The 17,526-nt window shown below is 72.3% G+C and carries 14 protein-coding genes; 10 read left to right on the forward strand and 4 right to left on the reverse strand.

Features of this window, described 5'->3' with window-relative positions:
- Positions 1 to 44: 44 nt before the first annotated feature.
- Both fadD8 and H4696_RS06970 read right to left on the reverse strand, forming a co-directional pair.
- Positions 45 to 1,649 carry a fatty-acid--CoA ligase FadD8 gene (gene fadD8 / locus H4696_RS06965; RefSeq protein ID WP_249026945.1) on the reverse strand — a complete coding sequence of 535 codons (1,605 nt, stop codon included), beginning with the start codon at positions 1,647 to 1,649 and terminating at the stop codon, positions 45 to 47.
- Positions 1,650 to 1,699: 50 nt separating this feature from the next.
- Positions 1,700 to 3,088 (reverse strand): alpha/beta hydrolase domain-containing protein, encoded by a 1,389-nt coding sequence (locus tag H4696_RS06970; RefSeq protein ID WP_192782119.1) that lies wholly within the window; start codon positions 3,086 to 3,088, stop codon positions 1,700 to 1,702.
- A gap of 321 nt (positions 3,089 to 3,409) precedes the next feature.
- On the opposite strand from H4696_RS06970, the gene H4696_RS06975 reads away from it, so the two are divergent.
- Positions 3,410 to 4,687, forward strand: coding sequence for a sigma-70 family RNA polymerase sigma factor (locus H4696_RS06975; RefSeq protein WP_249026944.1), 1,278 nt, complete (start codon positions 3,410 to 3,412; stop codon positions 4,685 to 4,687).
- Positions 4,688 to 4,718: 31 nt separating this feature from the next.
- Here H4696_RS06975 and H4696_RS06980 read toward each other — a convergent pair whose 3' ends face one another.
- Together H4696_RS06980 and H4696_RS06985 are read right to left on the reverse strand one after the other, a co-directional pair.
- On the reverse strand, positions 4,719 to 7,016 hold the full coding sequence (locus tag H4696_RS06980) for a PQQ-dependent sugar dehydrogenase (RefSeq protein ID WP_192782120.1): 2,298 nt from the start codon (positions 7,014 to 7,016) through the stop codon (positions 4,719 to 4,721).
- Positions 7,017 to 7,272: 256 nt separating this feature from the next.
- The gene (locus tag H4696_RS06985) at positions 7,273 to 7,905 is read right to left on the reverse strand and encodes a TetR/AcrR family transcriptional regulator (RefSeq protein WP_086863958.1); all 633 of its coding nucleotides are present in this window, start codon (positions 7,903 to 7,905) and stop codon (positions 7,273 to 7,275) included.
- Positions 7,906 to 7,980: 75 nt separating this feature from the next.
- Between H4696_RS06985 and H4696_RS06990 the strand changes: the two genes are divergently transcribed.
- From H4696_RS06990 to H4696_RS07030, 9 genes are all read left to right on the forward strand, one after another.
- Positions 7,981 to 8,856 carry an NmrA family NAD(P)-binding protein gene (locus H4696_RS06990; RefSeq protein ID WP_086863959.1) on the forward strand — a complete coding sequence of 292 codons (876 nt, stop codon included), beginning with the start codon at positions 7,981 to 7,983 and terminating at the stop codon, positions 8,854 to 8,856.
- Positions 8,857 to 8,890: 34 nt separating this feature from the next.
- A complete protein-coding gene (locus H4696_RS06995) occupies positions 8,891 to 9,412 on the forward strand; it encodes a PadR family transcriptional regulator (RefSeq protein WP_086863960.1) in 522 nt (173 codons plus the stop codon).
- The gene (locus H4696_RS07000; RefSeq protein ID WP_192782121.1) at positions 9,409 to 10,089 is read left to right on the forward strand and encodes an ATP-binding cassette domain-containing protein; all 681 of its coding nucleotides are present in this window, start codon (positions 9,409 to 9,411) and stop codon (positions 10,087 to 10,089) included. Before H4696_RS06995 ends, H4696_RS07000 begins: the two co-directional genes overlap by 4 nt.
- The gene (locus tag H4696_RS07005; RefSeq protein WP_086863480.1) at positions 10,086 to 12,278 is read left to right on the forward strand and encodes an FtsX-like permease family protein; all 2,193 of its coding nucleotides are present in this window, start codon (positions 10,086 to 10,088) and stop codon (positions 12,276 to 12,278) included. The genes H4696_RS07000 and H4696_RS07005 overlap by 4 nt, the downstream gene beginning before the upstream one ends.
- Positions 12,279 to 12,432: 154 nt before the next feature.
- Positions 12,433 to 13,263, forward strand: coding sequence for a hypothetical protein (locus H4696_RS07010; RefSeq protein ID WP_086863479.1), 831 nt, complete (start codon positions 12,433 to 12,435; stop codon positions 13,261 to 13,263).
- Between the two features lie 165 nt (positions 13,264 to 13,428).
- Positions 13,429 to 14,433, forward strand: coding sequence for a LacI family DNA-binding transcriptional regulator (locus tag H4696_RS07015; protein ID WP_086863478.1), 1,005 nt, complete (start codon positions 13,429 to 13,431; stop codon positions 14,431 to 14,433).
- Positions 14,430 to 15,374, forward strand: coding sequence for a carbohydrate ABC transporter permease (locus H4696_RS07020; protein ID WP_086863477.1), 945 nt, complete (start codon positions 14,430 to 14,432; stop codon positions 15,372 to 15,374). Before H4696_RS07015 ends, H4696_RS07020 begins: the two co-directional genes overlap by 4 nt.
- Positions 15,374 to 16,201, forward strand: a complete 828-nt coding sequence (locus tag H4696_RS07025; protein WP_086863476.1) for a carbohydrate ABC transporter permease — start codon at positions 15,374 to 15,376, stop codon at positions 16,199 to 16,201. Before H4696_RS07020 ends, H4696_RS07025 begins: the two co-directional genes overlap by 1 nt.
- A gap of 40 nt (positions 16,202 to 16,241) precedes the next feature.
- Positions 16,242 to 17,522 (forward strand): ABC transporter substrate-binding protein, encoded by a 1,281-nt coding sequence (locus H4696_RS07030; protein ID WP_086863475.1) that lies wholly within the window; start codon positions 16,242 to 16,244, stop codon positions 17,520 to 17,522.
- The last annotated feature ends 4 nt before the right edge of the window (positions 17,523 to 17,526 follow it).

Raw genomic sequence — 17,526 nt, forward strand, 5'->3', positions numbered from 1 at the left:
CCGCACGGGTGGCACCGGGCCACCCGTGCGGACCGTATAACGCCCTACACGCCCGCGCTGCGAGGTTCGTACTGGGCGCGCAGCGCCTTCTTGTCCGGCTTGCCCAGCCCGGTCATCGGCAACGACTCGGCGACGATCACCTGCTTGGGCACGTGCACCGGGCCCTTCCGCTCCCGCACCGCCGCCTGGATCTCCGCGGTGAGGCGCTCGATCCCGGCCTCGTCCAGGGCCTCGCGCAGCACGACGACCGCCGTCACGGCCTCGCCCCACTTCTCGTCCGGGGTGCCGATCACGCCGACCTGCGCGACCGCGGGGTGCTCGGCGACGACGTCCTCGACCTCGCGCGGGAACACGTTGAAGCCGCCGGTGACGATCATGTCCTTGACCCGGTCGACGATGAACCAGAAGCCGTCTTCGTCTTCGCGGGCGACGTCGCCGGTGTGCAGCCAGCCGTCGCGGAAGGTTTCCGCGGTGACCTCCGGCAGGTTCCAGTAGCCGCCCGCGAGCAGCGGCCCGGCCACGCAGATCTCGCCGGGCTCGCCGGGTGGCACCGGGGCGCCGTCCGGGCCGAGCAGCGCCGTGCGCAGGAAGGCCGACGGCCGCCCGCAGGACGCCAGCCGCGCGTCGTCGTGGTCGCCCTTGGCGAGGTAGCTGATCGCCATCGGGGCTTCGGACTGGCCGTAGTACTGCGCGAAGATCGGCCCGAACCGGTCGATCGCCTCGCGCAGCCGCACCGGGTTGATCGACGCGGCCCCGTAGTAGACCGTCTGCAGCGACGACAGGTCGCGGGTGCGGGAGTCGGGGTGGTCCATCAGGGCGTAGAGCATGGTCGGCACCAGCATGGTGGCCGTGATCCGCTCCTCCTCGATGACACGCAGCACTTCGGCGACGTCGAACTTCGGCAGCACGACCAGCGAGCCGCCCTTGAGCAGCGTCGGTGCGAAGAACGCCGCGCCGGCGTGGGAAAGCGGGGTGCAGATGAGGAACTTCGGCGCTTCGGGCCACTCCCATTCGGAAAGCTGGATCTGGGTCATCGTGGTCATCGCCCGCGCGGTTCCCATGACGCCCTTGGGCTTCCCGGTGGTGCCGCCGGTGTAGGTGATGGAGACGACCTGGTCCGGCGGCAGTTCGACGGGCACGAGCGGCTTCGGCTCGAAGCCGGTGGCGGCCGCGGTCAGGTCCTTTCCGACGTGTGACAGCGCTTCCGGGACCGGCCCGATGGTGAGCACCTGCGTCAGCCCGGGCACCTTTTCGAGCAGCCCGAGCGCGCGCTCGACGAACGCGGGCACCGGGTCGATGATCAGCGTGGTGATGCCGGCGTCGGCGAGGATGTAGGCGTGGTCGTCCAGTGACCCCAGCGGGTGCAGCGCGGTCCGCCGCGAGCCCTGCACCTGCCCGGAGGCGATGACGAGCAGGACTTCGGGCCGGTTCAGCGACAGCAGCGCGACGGGTGCCCCGGTGCCGGCCCCGAGCGCTTCGAAGGCTTGGGCGTACTGGCTGACCTGCTCGGCGGTCCGGCCCCCGGTCAGCGTCGTGTCGCCGAGCACCATGACGGGCTTGTCCCGGTGGCGTTTGAGGGCGGACACGACCAGGTGACCGAGGTGGTTCGGGTACCGCATCGCCTGCTCGTCCATCGGGCTCCCTTCCACGGCGCCAGACTAGAACACGTTCCAGTTTTGGGCAACACGGCAGGTGGGCGTCACGGCACCGGGGCCGCCTGGGCGCGGGCCACGGCTTCGTCGCGGTCGGGCCGCAGCAGGTAGCCGGCCCGCAGCGCCCGGTCCGCCGCCGCGGTGAACTTCGCGACGTAGGTGGCGTGGTCCGGGTACAGCTGCCGGATCCGCGCCGGTGACAACGGTGTCGTCGTGCCGAGCAGCAAGCAGGCGCCCGGCACGTTGCCGCCGCTGTTGTTGGGCGCGTAGGACGCCAGCGGCGCGTCGAGGTCGGGCAGCCGGACGCCGCCGAGGGCGTTCTGGTCGCCGTCGCGCACCACGATGAGGTTGAGCAGCAGCGAGATCGGCGGTGCGGCGGGCGGGGCCGCGCCGCCGCGGGCCCAGCGGTCCAGGTGCGCGAACGCGGCGTTCTCCGCGTACCGGAACGTCAAGCTGTTGACCGGCTTGTCGCACGTCGTCGGCGCGCCGTCGTTGATGGACCGGTCGCGCGCGTTGGCGGCGTTGTAGAGATCGAGCCCGTACTGGTCGGCGTGTGCGGTGCCGGCGACTTCCCAGGTGCGCACCCGGGCGGTGTCCTGGCGAACGGAAGCCGAGGCGACGACGTCGGTTTCCGACTGCAGGACGAAGACCGGCACGTCGAGATCGGTGCGGATGCGGGCGGAGAGCGGGCCGACGACGCCGTCGCCGATCGGGGCCGCGAGCGCGGCGCGGCCGTGGATCATGATGCCGTCGTAGGCGTGGCGCACCGGCTGGATCGCGTTGGCGTAGGTGGTCAGCCGCAGCGCGGACTGCGAGTGGCCGGTGGCCAGCACGACCGACGGCGACCGGCCGCCGAACAGCCGCGGGTCGGTCCGGACGGCCTGCGCGGCCTGGGAAAAGACGTCGTAGGAAAGCGCATCCCCGCTCAGGTTCACGGTGCCGTACCGGCCCGGGTCGAGGCTGTTGAGCTTGTCGGCACCCGCCTTCTGGGTCGTCACGCCGACGTAGGCGTAGCCCTGGCGCGTGAAGTGCTCGTACGACTGCGAGAAATCGACGGGGATGTCGACGCCGAAGCTGACGTTGAGCCATTCGACCACGACGGTGCCGGTGAAGCGCGCGGGATCCGACGGCCGCACCACGACCATCCGTGTGGTGTACGGGTTGCCGGTGCTCGCGACCCGCGTGGCCCAGCGCCCGTCGTCGGTCCACAAGCCCGTCTGGGTGTACGTGTCGGCCTGTCCGGAAAGAAGATACTCCTCCTCGACGTACCCGCGCGCGGCGAGGTCGAGGACGCCCTGCGCGCCGCTGACCGGCCAGCCCCGGCCCGCGTTCGCGGGCACGGCGGTGACGGACGGTGCGTCGGCGGCGCGGGCGGTTCCGGTCAGCACGAGGCAGGGCAGGGGCACGGTCAGCAGGACGAGCAGGGCTCTGCGCATGGGAATCCTTCCTGGTGGTGGCCGCGACGGGAGGGCTCCGGCTCCCGTCACCGTCCACATCGGACACTGGTGCGGTGGCCGGCCCGGCCACCGCCTTTCGTCTTCTACTCGCCGGTACGGGCCGGGGCAACGAAGGGTCCGTCCGAAGAAGCGGAACCACCGGGAAAAGCTCAGGGAAGTGACAAATCGAAGGCCCCGGTCACGCGGATCCGGAGAAATCCGGGAAGTCCTTCCGGCGCCGCAACCTTGCGCGGGTGTCACTCGTTGCGCGACTATTCGCGGAACGTTGTGCACGTGCAAGCGCACGGGCGAGGGGGTGTGGTGACCGAGGTGGCGCCGGCGGTGGCCGGGACGGTGGACGGCCCGAGCGACGCGGCATTGATCGAGGCGGTACGCGGCGGGGACATCGCCGCGTACGGCCGGTTGTACGACCGGCACCTCGGGGCCGCGCGCCGGGTGGCGGCCGCGATCGCGGCCGACGAGGCCGAGCGCGACGACCTGATCGCGGAAGGATTCACCCGCGTACTGCGGATTCTGCGCTCGGGTGAAGGACCGGACGAGGATTTCCGGCCGTATTTGCTGACGACCATCCGGAACACGATGATCAGCTGGCGTCGGCGCGACTCGGCCGTTTCCCTCGTCGCCGAGGTGCCGGACGTCCTGCCGGGGGAGGGGAGCGACGAGCCGGTGGGCAGCCGGCTGCACGCCACCGTCGCCGCGGATGCGTTCGCGAGCCTGCCCGAACGGTGGCGAACCGTCCTGTGGCGGACCGAAATCGACGGCGAATCGCCCGCGCGGATCGCCGCCGACATCGGGATGACGCCGAACGGCGTCGCGGCGCTGGCCTACCGCGCCCGCGAGGGCTTGCGCCAGGCTTATCTCGACCAGCACGTCCCGGCCGCGCGGCGGCGCAACTGCAAGGTCGTCTCCGCTCAGCTGGCCCGGTACGTGCGCGACGGGATCGGGGACCACAAGGCCCACCGGATCACCGCGCACCTCGACCGCTGCGCGGACTGCCGGGAGCTCGCCGGCGGTCTCCGCCGGCTCAACGAGGAACTGCCCGCCACGATCATCCCGCTCATCCTGGGCGTCCCGATCGTGTCGCAGTGGCTGTCCGCCACCGGATCGCTCGCCTCGTCCGGCGCCGCGGCCGGCGCGAGCACGTCCGCGCTGTCGTGGGCCACGGCGGCGAAGCTCGCCGCGGTGAGCGCGGCGCTGGTCACGACGGTGACGATCGGCGCGAGCAACTCCGACCTCGTCCCGCCCGCTTCCGGGCCGGACGGCACGACCACGCTGCCGGCCGGGACGGGTCCCGGCACGCGAGCCCCGGCGCCCTCCGGTACGGGTGCTCCGACGTCGGACGCGCAGTCTTCACCGGCGCTCACGGAGTCCGCCGCCCCCGGCGCCGAGACGGCCGGTGAGACGGCCGGTGCGCAGCGGCCCGGCGGGTCGGCGGGGGCCGCGAACCCGACGAAGCCCGAGGTGGCGGCGGACCCGGAGCGGGGCAAGCCGTCCACGCAGGCGGGCAAGCGGCAGAACGAGAACAAGACGAAGACCCCGGGGCCGAAGCCGGCGCAGACGACGGTGCCACCGGGCTGACCCGGCCCCACGCGGGGGCCGGGTCACCCGCTCAGCAGGGCTGCAGCAGCCAGCAGAGCCGATAGTTCGCCTGGTACGTCGCCGACGTCGGCGGCGCGACGATGTTCTGCGTCCGCGCCCCGCCGTGCGCCCAGCTGGTGAAGGCGTACTTGAGGTTGAACGGCGGCAGGTTCTGCGGGCTGTCCGCGCTGATCGAGTTGGTCGAACCGGCGATCACCGTGCGGGAGAACGGCGTCCGCTGCTGCGTCCCGCCGACGGTGAGCGTCGCCTGGCTGGGGCTGGACGTGAAGTTCAGCGCGACCGTCTTCGGCTGCAGGTCGATCGTCTTGGTCCCGGTCCGGCCGGTCGAGTCCGTCGCGGTCAGCGTCAGCTGCAGGTACGACGGGTACTCGTGGTCGGGCGCGACGAACGAGCCCGAGGCCACGCCCGGGAAGTCCTGGACGTTGTGGGTGTGGCAGGTGCCGTTGGCCGCGCAGTGCCGGATCGCGAGCCGCCAGGACAGCGCCGAGGGCGGCAGCTGGCCGTCCTGGGCGTCGATCGCGCGGCCGGCGAAGGGCACCGTCTGGCCGACCGACCAGGTGAGCGCGGCGTCGGGGGTGTCGATGACCGGCACCGGGTCGAGCCCGGCCGGGGTCCCGACGGTCACCCGGACCGTCGTGGCCGCCGTCGCGCCGTGCGAGTCGGTGACCCGCAGCCCCGCGTCGACCGCCGCCGCGGCGGTGTAGGTCCAGGTGGGCCGCGGCGCCGTGGAGTCGTCGTACGCGCCGTCGGCGTCGAGGTCCCACGCGTAGGTGAGGGTGTCGCCGGCGTCCGGGTCGGTGGAGCCGGTGCCGTCGAACTGGACGGTGAGCGGCGCGGGCCCGCTGGACGGCGTCGCCGTCGCTGCGGCGACCGGCGGCCGGTTGGTGCCGCCGGGGTAGCCGACCCGGTGCAGTTCCCCGGCACCGAGCGCGACGTAGAAGAGGTCGCCGTCCGGGCCGGTGAGCACCTGCACGGGCACGTTGGCGCCGGTCACGAACGGCACCAGCCGGCTCGGGCTCGGCTGGCCGCCGGAGGTCTGCATCGCCCAGATGCAGCCGCGGGAGGAGTCGGCGAAGAACAGCGCGCCGGCGTACTCGGCGGGGTAGTTGCTGCCGGACTCGAAGGCGATCCCGCTGATCGAGGACCCGCCGGTGGGGCACGGGTCGCTCGCGACGACCTTGGCGTTGTGGTTGTAGGTGTAGTAGGGCGCGGTCTGGCCGCCCGCGGTGTACAGCGATTCGCAGCGGTCGAGGTTCGCGCCGTCGTAGCCGGCCTGCCGCGCGGTGCCCTCGAAGCAGGGCCAGCCGAAGTTCTCGGCCACGCCGTCGCCGACGTTGGCGACGCGGTTGATCTCTTCCCACGTGTTCCAGCCGACGTCGCCGGCCCACAGCTCGTTCGTGCCGGGCCGGAACCCGAACCGGAACTGGTTGCGGGAGCCGTAGGCGATGATGCGCCGGGCGTTGGCGTCGGCGCTGCCCGCGAACGGGTTGCCGGGGAGCCCGGCGCCGGTGTCGGGGTCGATGCGCAGGAGTGCGCCGTTGAGCAGCACCGGCTGCCCGGCCGCGCGGCGCGGGGACTGCGAACGCAGCGCGCCGCCTTCGGCCGACGGCGGCGAGAGGTTCGTGCCGGCGGGGGAGGGCGGGTCGGCGCAGGGGTTCCCGACCTGGCCGTAGTCGGCGAAGTTGAAGCTGGCGCCGTCGCCGCCGCCCGCGTACAGGGCGCCGTCCGGGCCGAAGGCCAGCGCGCCGATCGAATGGCTCGGGTACTGCTGGCACCAGCCGGTGACCAGCGGTTTCTCGCTGACCGCCGTGCCGTCCGGGCCCATGGTCAGCTGGGAGACGCGGCTGGTGACGACGCAGCCCTGGTCGGTCGCGCCCGGCGGGGTGGGGCAGGTGTCGCCCCAGCGCGGCGGGGTGCCGCCCGGCTCGGCGTCGAGCGTGTAGGCGACGTAGACGTACGGCCGGGCCGGGAAGGCCGGGTCGACCGCGAGCCCGAGCAGGCCCCGGTCCCAGAAGTCCTGGGTCGGGGTGCGGAGGTCGGCGAACACCGTCGCGGTGGTGTCGGCGAGCGAGTCGAAGACCTTGAGCAGGCCGCTCTTCTCGGCGATGAAGACCCGGCCGTCGGGCGCGAACGCCGCGGCGGTCGGCGAGCTCAGCCCGCCGATGGCGACGGTGTCGGTGAACCCGGCGGGCACGGCGACGGCCGGTGGCGCGGTGGCCACGGCCAGGCCGACGGCCAGCGGCGCGACGACGCCCAAAGCCAGTGCACGTCTTGATCTTCGCGGAAGCGTGAAGCGATGAGAACCCATCACGAACTCCTCATGCGGCGGGGACCGGACAAGCGCGAACGCTGTCCCCTATGGCGCGCGGAGTCCGAAAGTTGTTACGCCGTCGGCAGAAGTGTCCACGAATCGCGCAAACCTGTTGAGGGTGAATAACTCACGGGCGGGGCGGGGTTCCGGCAAGCTCGGGTCGCCGCCCGGTGATCGGCTCGCCCGAGGTCTTGAATGAGTCATTCAAGACCTCCGAAGACCTGAATGACTCATTCAAGACGTCGGCGCGGCGTCAGGGGCGGGGCCGGGCCAGCCATTCGGCCAGCAGCGCGCGTTCGGCGTCGGTGAGCGGGGCGGCGGGCGCCGCGTCGGGCTCGGGGGCGTCGGTCAGGATCCGGTGGGCCACCGCCTCCCACATGGCGTCGGCGAGGCCGGGGTCGCGGCTCGCTTCGGGTGTGGCCAGCAGAGCGAGCACCGTCCCGGTGCCGGCGGCGTGGACCAGTTCGGCCGCGCGCGGCTCGGGGACGCGGAGCCGGCCGCTCTCGGCGACGCGGTGGATGCGGCCGCGCAGGACCGCCAGGCCCGCCTCGGCCGCCGGCGAGACGCGGCCGGGGACGACGAGCAGGCCGAACACGGCCGGGTTGGCGAGGCCGAACCCGATGTGGGCGTCCCAGCCCGCCCGCAGGTCGGCCACCGGGTCGCCGGTGCCCGCGCTGTCCGACTTCGCGGCGACGTAGGTGGTGAAGACGTGCTCGGCGACCGCGTCGAGCAGCGCGTCCTTGTCCTCGAAGAACCGGTAGAGCGCCGGCGCCTGCAAGCCGGCGGCCTGGGCGACGGCGCGGACCGTCACCGCCGCGGCCCCCTGCTCGCGGAGCAGCCGCGCGGCGGTCTCGACGATCTTCTCGCGGGCTTCCGTCCGGTTCATGGTTCCAATGGTATCGCATGATTGCTAGCGATGATGCTAACGTGGTTACTAACAACGTTAACGAAGGGAATCACCATGATCGTCATCACCGGGGGCACCGGCAAGCTCGGCTCGCAGGTCGTCGCCCACCTGCTCGACCGGGTGCCGGCCGCCGAAATCGGGGTGAGCGTCCGCGAGCCCGCCCGCGCGGCCGACCTCGCCGACCGGGGTGTCCGCGTGCGCCGCGGCGACTTCGCCGACCCGGCCTCGCTGGCCGAGGCGTTCGAAGGGGCGGCGCAGGTGCTGGTCATCTCGACGGACTCGACCGGGGAAACCGCGCTCGCGCACCACGTGGCGGCGATCGACGCCGCGCGCGAAGCGGGTGCGAAGCGCGTGCTCTACACGAGCCACCAGGCGGCCGCCGGGGATTCGCTCTTCGCGCCGATGCCCGACCACGCGGCGACCGAGCGCCACCTCGCGGCGGCGGGCTCGCCGTTCGCCGCGCTGCGCAACGGTTTCTACGCGGCGACCGTCCCGCTGCTGCTGGGGGAGGCGCTGCGGACCGGTGAGCTGGTCGCACCCGCCGACGGGCCGGTGTCCTGGACCGCCCACGCCGACCTCGCCGAGGCGGCGGCGATCATCCTGGCCGAGGAGGGCCGGTTCGACGGGCCGACACCGCCGCTGACCGCGCCGGCCGCCCTCGACCTCGACGACGTCGCCGGGCTGCTCACCGAGCTGACGGGCCGCCCGATCCGGCGGGTCGTGGCCGGGGACGACGAGTGGGTCGCCGGCCTGACCGGGCACGGCGTTCCGGAGGCGCAGGCGAACATGCTGCTCGGCATGTTCCACGCCGCGCGCCGGGGCGAATTCGCCGTCACCGGGCCCGTGCTCGAAGAGCTGCTAGGACGTCCGGCGACGCCGTTGCGGGCGGTACTGGCGGCGGCGGTCGATCGCTATGAACCGGGTGTATAAACTCTAGCTATACACACCGTGTACAGTCGCCGGCATGTCGATCGGACTCACCCTGCTCGGGCTGCTCGAGAACGGCCCCCGGCACGGCTACGACCTGAAACGCGCGTACGACGACCGGTTCGGGCACGACCGCCGCGTGCACTACGGCCAGGTCTATTCGACCCTCGCGCGGCTGCTGAAGCAGGGGCTCGTCGAGGCCGACGGCGTCGAGGTGGACGGCGGCCCCGAGCGGAAGCGCTACGCGATCACCGACGCCGGGGTCGCCGACGTCGGGACCTGGCTGGGCACGCCGGAAAAGCCCGACGCGTACCTGCAGAACACGCTGTACACGAAGGTGGTGCTCGCGCTGCTGTCCGGCCGCCCGGCCGCCGAGGTCCTCGACGTCCAGCGGTCGGCGCACCTCGACGCCATGCGCGAGCTGACCCGCCGCAAGACCGGGGGCGACCTCGTCGACCAGCTGATCTGCGATCACGCGCTGTTCCACCTGGAGGCCGACCTCCGCTGGCTGGAGCTGACCGCGGCCCGGCTCGACCAGCTGGCGAAGGAGATCGCGTGAGCACCGTCCTGCTGGAGGCGACGGAAGTGCGGAAGGCCTACGGGCCGACCGAGGCGCTGGCGGGGGCGAGCCTGCGGGTGCGCGCGGGGGAGGTCGTGGCGCTGATGGGGCCGTCGGGCGCGGGAAAGTCGACGCTGCTTCACTGCCTCGCCGGGATCGTCCGGCCGGACGCCGGCACCGTCCGCTACGACGGCGCCGACCTGGCCGGCCTGTCCGACCGGGCCCGCTCTGCGTTGCGGCGCACGGACTTCGGGTTCGTGTTCCAGTTCGGGCAGCTGGTGCCGGAGCTGACGTGCCTGGAGAACGTGGCCCTGCCGCTGCGGTTGAACGGCGTGCGCGGCCGCGTCGCCGCCGAGCGGGGGCGGGCGATGCTGGCGGAGCTGGACCTGTCCGGCATCGAGGGCAAGCGGCCGGGGGAGGTGTCGGGCGGGCAGGGACAGCGGGTGGCGGTCGCTCGTGCGTTGGTGACCGCTCCGCGCGTGGTGTTCGCCGACGAGCCGACGGGAGCCCTGGATTCCCTCAACGGCGAGCAGGTGATGCAACTCCTGACGACGGCGGCCCGCGACCGCGACGCGGCGGTCGTCCTGGTGACGCACGAGGCCCGGGTGGCGGCGTACTCGGACCGGGAGGTCGTGGTTCGCGACGGACGGACCCGCCAGCTGGAGGTGACCCGGTGATCCACCGCTGGGCCGCGGACTTCGCGCTCGGGGTGCGGCTCGCGCTCGGCGGTGGTGGGGTGCGGACCGCGTGGGTGCGGCTCGCGCTGACCGCCGCCGGGGTCGGGCTCGGGGTTGTCGTCCTGCTCGCCGCCACTTCCCTGCCGCACATGCTCGGTGCGCGGGCCGATCGCTCCGCCGGGCGCATGGCCGTCGCCGGGGCCGTGGACGGGGTCGACCCCGTCTACGCCGCCGACCGCACCGACGAGTTCCGCGGGCGGGGTCTCCAGGGGTACCTCGTCCAGCCGACCGGGCCCCGGCTGCCCGCCGCGCCGGGGGTCGAGCGGCTGCCGGGGCCCGGGGAGGCCGTGCTTTCGCCCGCGCTCGCCGCCCTTCTCCAATCCCCGGAAGGGGAACTGCTGCGCCCGCGCTTCCCGCACCGGGTGATCGGCACCATCTCCGACGCCGGGCTGACCGGGCCGAACGAGCTGTACTTCTACCTCGGCTCCGCGACCGTCGCCGGGCAACCGGGCGCCGTCGCCGTCGGCGGGTTCGGTGGGGAACCCGTGCGGCGCGGGCTCGATCCGCTCGAACTGCTGCTGGTCGTGGTCGGCGCGACGACGTGCCTCGTGCCGGTGTTCGTCTTCGTCGTCACCAGCACCCGGCTCGCCGCCGCGGCGCGGGACCGGCGGCTGGCCGCACTGCGGCTGGTCGGCGCGGACCGCGGCCAGGTGCGGCGGATCGCCGCCGGGGAAGCCCTGCTCGGCTCGTTCGCCGGGCTCGTCGTCGGCGGTGCGCTGTTCCTGCTCGTACGCGCGCTCGTCCCGCGGATCACCGTGTCCGCCTTCCGCGGTGGCATCTTCGCCGCCGACGTCGTGCCGGACTGGCGGCTCGGCGTCCCGGCCCTGCTGGCACTGCCGCTGCTGGCGTGCGCGGCGGCCGTTTTCGCGCTGCGGCGGGTCGTCGTCGAGCCGCTCGGGGTCGTCCGGCGCGGGACGCGGGTGCGGCGGAAACTGTGGTGGCGCCTGCTGCCCGCGGTCGCCGGCGGGGTGCTGCTGGCCGTCCGCGCCGGGGCCGGGGACGCGCTCGACCCCGCCGTGATCGCCGGCGTCGTGCTCGTCCTCACGGCCGTGCCGCTCGTGCTGCCGTGGCTGGTCGAGCGCGTCGCGGGAGTGCTGCACGGCGGGTCGCCCGCCTGGCTGCTGGCCGTGCGCCGGCTCCAGCTCGACAGCGCGACGGCGGCCCGCCTGGTCGGCGGCATCGCCGTCGTGCTGGCCGGATCCATTGCGCTGCAAGGCGTCTACGCGCGGGCGGAGAGCGACCAGCCGCCCGCGGGCGAGGTCCAGGTGCTGGCGACCGCCTTCGCCACGAGCCTCGCCGACGTCCGGGCGTTCACGACCGCTCTCCACGCGCTGGGTGACGTCGAGGTGCAAACCCGGGGACTGGTGCGGAACGCGGCGGGGGAGGAGAGCTCCCTCGTCGTGGGCACGTGCGCCGAGTTCGCGATCGTGGGCTGCCGCGACGGCGACGTCTACGCGACCGGGCCCGGGGCGCCCGGTCCCGGCGAACAGGTCAAGTTCGCCCACGGCATCGAAGCTCCACAGTGGACAGTTCCGGCGGACCGTTACCACGTGCGCACCGGCGAAGGATCGGGACTGCTCGTCACGACCGGGGCGCTGGCCACGGCGACGGGCGTCGGGCTGAGCACGAACGCCAAGATCCCCGCCGCCGGGCCCGATGTCGTCGAAGCCGTGCGGAACATCGTGGGCTGGAACGGTGTCGTCGCGTCGCTGGGCACCGAGCGGAGCGGCACCTACGCTCTCATCACGCGGGTGCTCTCGGTGGGCTCGGTCCTGGTGCTGCTGCTCGCCGCGGGCAGCCTGCTGATCGCGGCGTGGGAACAGCTGCGCGAACGACGGCGCAGCCTCGCCGCGCTGATGGCGAACGGCGTCGGGCGCGGGGTGCTCGCCCGGTCGCTGCTGTGGCAGCTGGCGATCCCGGTGGTGGTGGCGGTCTTCGTCGCCGTGCTCGCCGGGGTCGGGCTCGACTGGCTGCTGCTCACCTGGGTGGTGCACCGCCCGATGGTGCTCGACCTGGCCACGATCGGCGTGCTGACCGCGACCGCGGCCGCCGCGGTGCTGGTCGTCACCGCGGTGACCCTGCCGGTGCTGTGGCGCACGGCGAGCCTGGAGCAGTTGCGGGAAGAGTAACGGAACCGGGTGCGGCGCAACGGATTCCGTGCCGACTGTTCGGTAGGTACCGCGATGCTGCCCGAAGGGGCGCCCTCTTCGCCGTGGTGAGGGCGCCCGGAACTCGGCGATGGTGGACGGGCAGATGTCCGCCTAGCCGAGTTCGAGGCAGCCGATGCGCACCATGTACGACGCGCTCACCGCGCGCAACATCCTCAAGAAGGACCGGCGGCCCGCGCTGGTGGCCGGGTACATCGACCGGATCAAGCTCGCGCCGTGGACCGATGCCGACTGGGCGCTCTTCCCGGACGCGCTGAAGGTGCGGATCGTCAAGAAGGCGTCCACGAACGACGGTCACGTCCTCGACGTGGAACCCGGTGACGCGCGGCCCGAGGAGGCGCCCGGCTGGGCGGCGATGCGGCGCCGGTCGGGGTTCGCGCACCCGGTGATCTACTGCAACCGGTCCACGTGGCCGAAGGTCAAGGCCGCGTTCGCCGACCAGGGCGTCGAACCGCCGCTGTACTGGATCGCGACGGCCACCGGGCGCCGCGAAATCCCGCCGGGCGCGATCGCGGCGCAGTACCTGCTCGACGTCGCGCCCGGCATCGACATCTCCGTCGTGGCGGACTTCTGGCCCGGCGTCGACGGGCCGGCACCGTCACCGACACCCCTTGCCACCGAAACCGGAGTGGAGCTCATGGAACGCATCACGGTCACCCCGCCCAACGCCGGCTCCAACACGGTCCGGCTCAACCTCTCCGGCAGTGCCGGTGCCGCGGTCATCGTCCGCCCGCGCATCAACGCCGACGGCGTGGCGAAGCCGATGTGGGTCGGCAACATCTTCGCGTGGGGCTCGGACAAGGTCGGCATCGGTCACAACCCGAAGTCCGACCCGAACTACGATGACCGCCTCACCTCCCACCGCCGGTTCTCGCTGCCGGGCGCGGTGTGGGCCGACCTCGAGTACAGCGCCGCGGAGCCGTTCGAGATCGACATGGTCGGCTGACGGCGGGGAGCGCCCGCTCGTGACCGGCCGGGCGCTCTCCGTGCTGTGTTGACAGCTTCGCCGAGCAGGTGCGAGTATCTGGATTAATCCGATTGGAAACGTTTCCAAGTCCGGTATCCGAAACTGGAAACGTTTCCAGCACCTGACTCGAGGGTAGAAGCGACGATGACGTCAACACGCGCCACGCTGCTGCAGGTGGCCGAGCGCGCCGGGGTGTCCCTGGCCTCGACCTCCCGTGCGCTGCACGGGACGGGCGCGAGCCGGGCGATGGTCGAGCGGGTCCGCGCCGCGGCCGCCGAGCTCGGGTACAGCGCGGACGCGATCGGGCGGTCGCTGCGGCTGAAGAAGACCTTTCAGGTCGCCTTCGCCGTCGCGGACATCGGCAACCCCGTGTACGTCGAGATGATGCGGGCCATCCACGAGGTCCTCGAACCGCACGGCTACCGCGTCGTCGTGATGAGCACCGGCGGCACCGCGACCTCGACCACCGAGCTGGTCCGCAGCCTCAACAGCGGGTTCGTCGACGGCATGATCGTCAGCCCACTGCGCACCGACGACCGGCTGATCCGGGAGATCCAGCAGGCGCCGGTGCCGGTCGTGGTGATCGGGCGGGCACTGGACGACCGGGGGATCAGCTCGGTCTCCACCGACTCCGCGGGCGGGATCGGCGCGGCCGTCCGCCACCTGCACGCCATCGGCCGCCGCCGGATCGGGTTCCTCAACGGGCCGCTAGACACCACACCAGGCGCGTCCCGCCAGCGCGGCTTCGACGCCGCCACCGAGACGACCGCCTTCGAGCGGGTGGACCAGGAGGTCGCCGCCGACTTCACCGTCACCGCCGGCCTCGAAGCCGCGCGCGAGCTGCTCTCCCGCCAGGACCTCGACGCGCTCGTCGCGGCCAACGACCTGCTCGCCATCGGCGCGATCCGCGCGGTCCGCGAAAAGGGACTGTCGGTGCCCGAAGACGTCGCGATCACCGGCATGGACGACACCGAGCTCGGCCGGGTCTTCCAGCCGAGCCTGACCAGCGTGTCGCTCGGCTCGACCGAACGCGGGCGCGCGGCCGCGCGGATCATGCTCCAGCTCGCCGACGACCCGGACCACGAGGCCCAGCAGATCGCCGTCGGCCCGGAGCTGATGGTCCGCGAGTCGACCGGAGGTGCGCGATGACCGCGACCCTGACGCGCCCGGCGCCCGCGGCCGGGAAGAAGAAGCCCGTCCTGGCGCGCACCCGGCGGCGCGAGGCGATCGGCCTCGTGCTGCCGTCGCTGATCCCGATCCTCGTGCTCAGCGTCGCCCCGCTCGTGGTCGGCATCTTCCTCGCCTTCACCGACGCGCGGCTGGTGCGCCACCCGGACTACGGCTTCGCCGGCGTGGACAACTTCGTCCGGCTCGCCGGCAACGACCTGTTCTGGGATTCGCTGCGGATCGGCATGATCTGGACCGTCGGCGTGACGCTGCTGCAGCTGGCCGCCGCGATGGGGCTGGCCCTGCTGCTGAACTCCGGCCTGAAACTCCAGGGCCTGACGCGGGTGCTCGCCCTGATCCCGTGGGCGATGCCGCCGGTCGTCGTGGCGATCATGTGGCAGATGATCTACTCGGCCAACGGCGGCCCGCTCAACGCCTTCCTCGGCGGCGTCGGGCTGCCGGACGACATCAACTGGCTCGGCGACTTCTCCACCGCGCTGCCCGCGGTGATCGTCGTCGGCGTCTGGGTCGGCATGCCGCAGACGACGGTGACGCTCCTGGCCGGCCTGCAGCAGATCCCGGCCGAGCTGCACGAAGCCGCGTCGGTCGACGGCGCCGGCGCGTGGCGGCGGTTCACCGCGGTGACGTGGCCGAGCCTGCGGCCGATCGTCACGTCGATCACGTCGCTGAACTTCATCTGGAACTTCAACTCGTTCTCGCTGGTCTACGTCCTCACCGCGGGCGGCCCGGGTGGCAAGACGATGGTGCCGGTGCTGTTCATCTACCTGGAAGCCTTCAAGAACCGCGAGATCGGCTACGCCGCCGCGATGGGCCTGGTGCTCGTCGTCGTGGTCGTGCTGATCCTCGCCGTCTACCTGCGGTCGCAGTTCCGCGACGACCGCACCGCCGGGAAGGGACGCTGATGCGGGTTCTCGTGCGCCCGGCCCAGTACGCGGCTCTCGCGCTCTACATCCTGTTCCTCGGTTTCCCGTTGCTGTGGCTCATTTCCGCGTCGGTCAAGTCGTCGGGGGAGCTGAACTCGCTGACGGTCAGCCTGCTGCCGAGCGAGTGGCACTGGGACAACTACACCGAAGCGCTGAACAAGCAGGGCCTGATCCGGTCCGCGGCCAACAGCCTGATCGTCGCGCTGGCCTCGACCGCGCTGTCGGTCGTCATCGCCGTGCCCGCGGCCTACGTCCTCGCGCGGCTCAAGGGCAAGGTGCGCGCCGCCGGCGTCGGGTGGATCCTGGTCAGCCAGGTGTTCCCGGTCGTGCTGATCATCCTGCCGCTGTTCCTCATCCTGCGGACGCTCGGCCTGGCCGACAGCCTCGCCGGATTGACGCTTGTGCACACGACGTACATGCTGCCGTTCGCGCTGTGGATGCTGCAGGGCTACGTCGCCGCGATCCCGGTGGAGCTCGAGGAAGCCGGGGCGATGGACGGCGCGAACCGGCTGACCGTGCTGCGCACGATCGTCTTCCCCCTGCTGGCACCCGGGGTCGTCGCGACCGCGATGTTCAGCTTCGTCTCGTCGTGGAACGAATTCTTCTTCGCGCTGGTGCTGCTGCAGTCGCCGGAGAACTACACCCTGCCCATCACCCTCACCATGTTCGTCGGCGGGGAGGGCAAAGTCGCCCTCGGCCCGCTCGCCGCGGGCGCCGTGCTCGCGGCCATCCCCAGCATCGTCTTCTTCGGCATCCTGCGGAAGAAGCTCACCAGCGGCCTGATGGCCGGGGCGGTGAAGGGATGAAAACCCTGTTCCCCAACGAGAACGCTCGAAAGGTCGGTCGATGAAGACACGACGCACACTGGTCGCCGGCGCGCTGACGGCCGTCGGACTGCTGCTCACCGCCTGCGGGGGCGGGGGCAGCGGCGACAGCGGGGACGGCCCGGTCTCCCTCACCTTCCAGTCCCTGTCCGACCAGCCCGCCGCCATCGCCGCGACGCAGAAGATCGTCGGCGACTGGAACAAGGCCCACCCCGGCGTGCAGGTCAAGATCGTGCAGGCGGGCTGGGACGGCGTCTACGACAAGCTGATCACCCAGTTCAACGCCGGTTCGGCGCCGGACATCGTGCACTACGAGGCGGCCGGGATCGCACCGTTCGCCACCGACGGCTTCCTCGCCGACCTCACGCCGTACCTCTCGGCGGAGAAGCGCGCGGACATCCCGAAGGGCGTCCTCGACTCGGTCACGGTCGACGGCAAGGTGATCGCCCAGCCCACCGAGCTGCAGTCCTATGTGGTCTTCGCGAACAAGACCCAGCTGCAGCAGGCCGGCGTCACGATCCCGACCGGTGCCTCGATGACGTGGGACCAGCTGCGCGAGATCGCGAAGGCGACGACCAAGGACGGCAAGTTCGGCCTCGGGTGGGGCCTGTCGAGCCCGACGGCCGCGTTCGTCGCGCTGGCGCCCGGGTTCGGCGGGAAGTACTTCGAGGGCACCGGCAACGACGCCAAGCTGACGGCCGGGCCGGGCGAGCAGGCGCTGCCGCAGCTCGTCGACGCGATGGCGCACCAGGACCACTCGATCCTCCCGGTCACGCTGACGCAGTCGGGCACCAAGGCGCTGGCGCCGTTCTACGCGGGGCAGATCGCGATGACCGTCCAGGGTTCCTACCAGGCGGCCAACATCGCGAAGGACGCGCCGAAGGGCTTCGACTGGGTGGTCCTGCCGCCGCTGGCCGGCTCGGCCGGGCCCGCGCAGGCCGCGAACCCGCAGACGCTGTCGGTGAACAAGGACTCGGCGCACGTCAAGGAGGCCGCGGAGTTCGTGGACTTCTTCACCAGCACCGAAAACCTCGCCGCGATCAACGAGGCCGACGCGCTGATCCCGCCGACGACGTCGGCGCGGCAGGCGCTGGCCGCGAAGCTCGCCGGCAAGAACGGGTGGGACGCGATCCTCGCCTCGGGCGAGCACCTGACCTCGGCGCCCTACCTGTTCGCCGGCAAGTACGCGCAGTGGAAGGACACCGTCGCGACCCCGGCGTACCAGCAGTTCCTCGCGCAGAAGATCGATGCGGCCGGCCTCGCGAAGCAGCTCGAGGACGGCTGGAAGAACGTGAACAAGTGACAGG

This window comes from Amycolatopsis lexingtonensis (assembly GCF_014873755.1).
Lineage (GTDB): Bacteria > Actinomycetota > Actinomycetes > Mycobacteriales > Pseudonocardiaceae > Amycolatopsis > Amycolatopsis lexingtonensis.

Excerpts from the sequence above, each read along its gene's own strand:
- H4696_RS06990 (WP_086863959.1), top strand. The coding sequence starts at position 7,981 with ATGATCGTCATCACCGGGGGCACCGGCAAGCTCGGCTCGCAGGTCGTC.
- H4696_RS06985 (WP_086863958.1), bottom strand. The coding sequence starts at position 7,905 with ATGAACCGGACGGAAGCCCGCGAGAAGATCGTCGAGACCGCCGCGCGG.
- H4696_RS07020 (WP_086863477.1), top strand. The coding sequence starts at position 14,430 with ATGACCGCGACCCTGACGCGCCCGGCGCCCGCGGCCGGGAAGAAGAAG.
- H4696_RS07030 (WP_086863475.1), top strand. The coding sequence starts at position 16,242 with ATGAAGACACGACGCACACTGGTCGCCGGCGCGCTGACGGCCGTCGGA.
- H4696_RS07010 (WP_086863479.1), top strand. The coding sequence starts at position 12,433 with ATGCGCACCATGTACGACGCGCTCACCGCGCGCAACATCCTCAAGAAG.
- H4696_RS06980 (WP_192782120.1), bottom strand. The coding sequence starts at position 7,016 with ATGGGTTCTCATCGCTTCACGCTTCCGCGAAGATCAAGACGTGCACTG.
- H4696_RS06970 (WP_192782119.1), bottom strand. The coding sequence starts at position 3,088 with ATGCGCAGAGCCCTGCTCGTCCTGCTGACCGTGCCCCTGCCCTGCCTC.
- H4696_RS07025 (WP_086863476.1), top strand. The coding sequence starts at position 15,374 with ATGCGGGTTCTCGTGCGCCCGGCCCAGTACGCGGCTCTCGCGCTCTAC.
- H4696_RS07015 (WP_086863478.1), top strand. The coding sequence starts at position 13,429 with ATGACGTCAACACGCGCCACGCTGCTGCAGGTGGCCGAGCGCGCCGGG.
- H4696_RS06995 (WP_086863960.1), top strand. The coding sequence starts at position 8,891 with ATGTCGATCGGACTCACCCTGCTCGGGCTGCTCGAGAACGGCCCCCGG.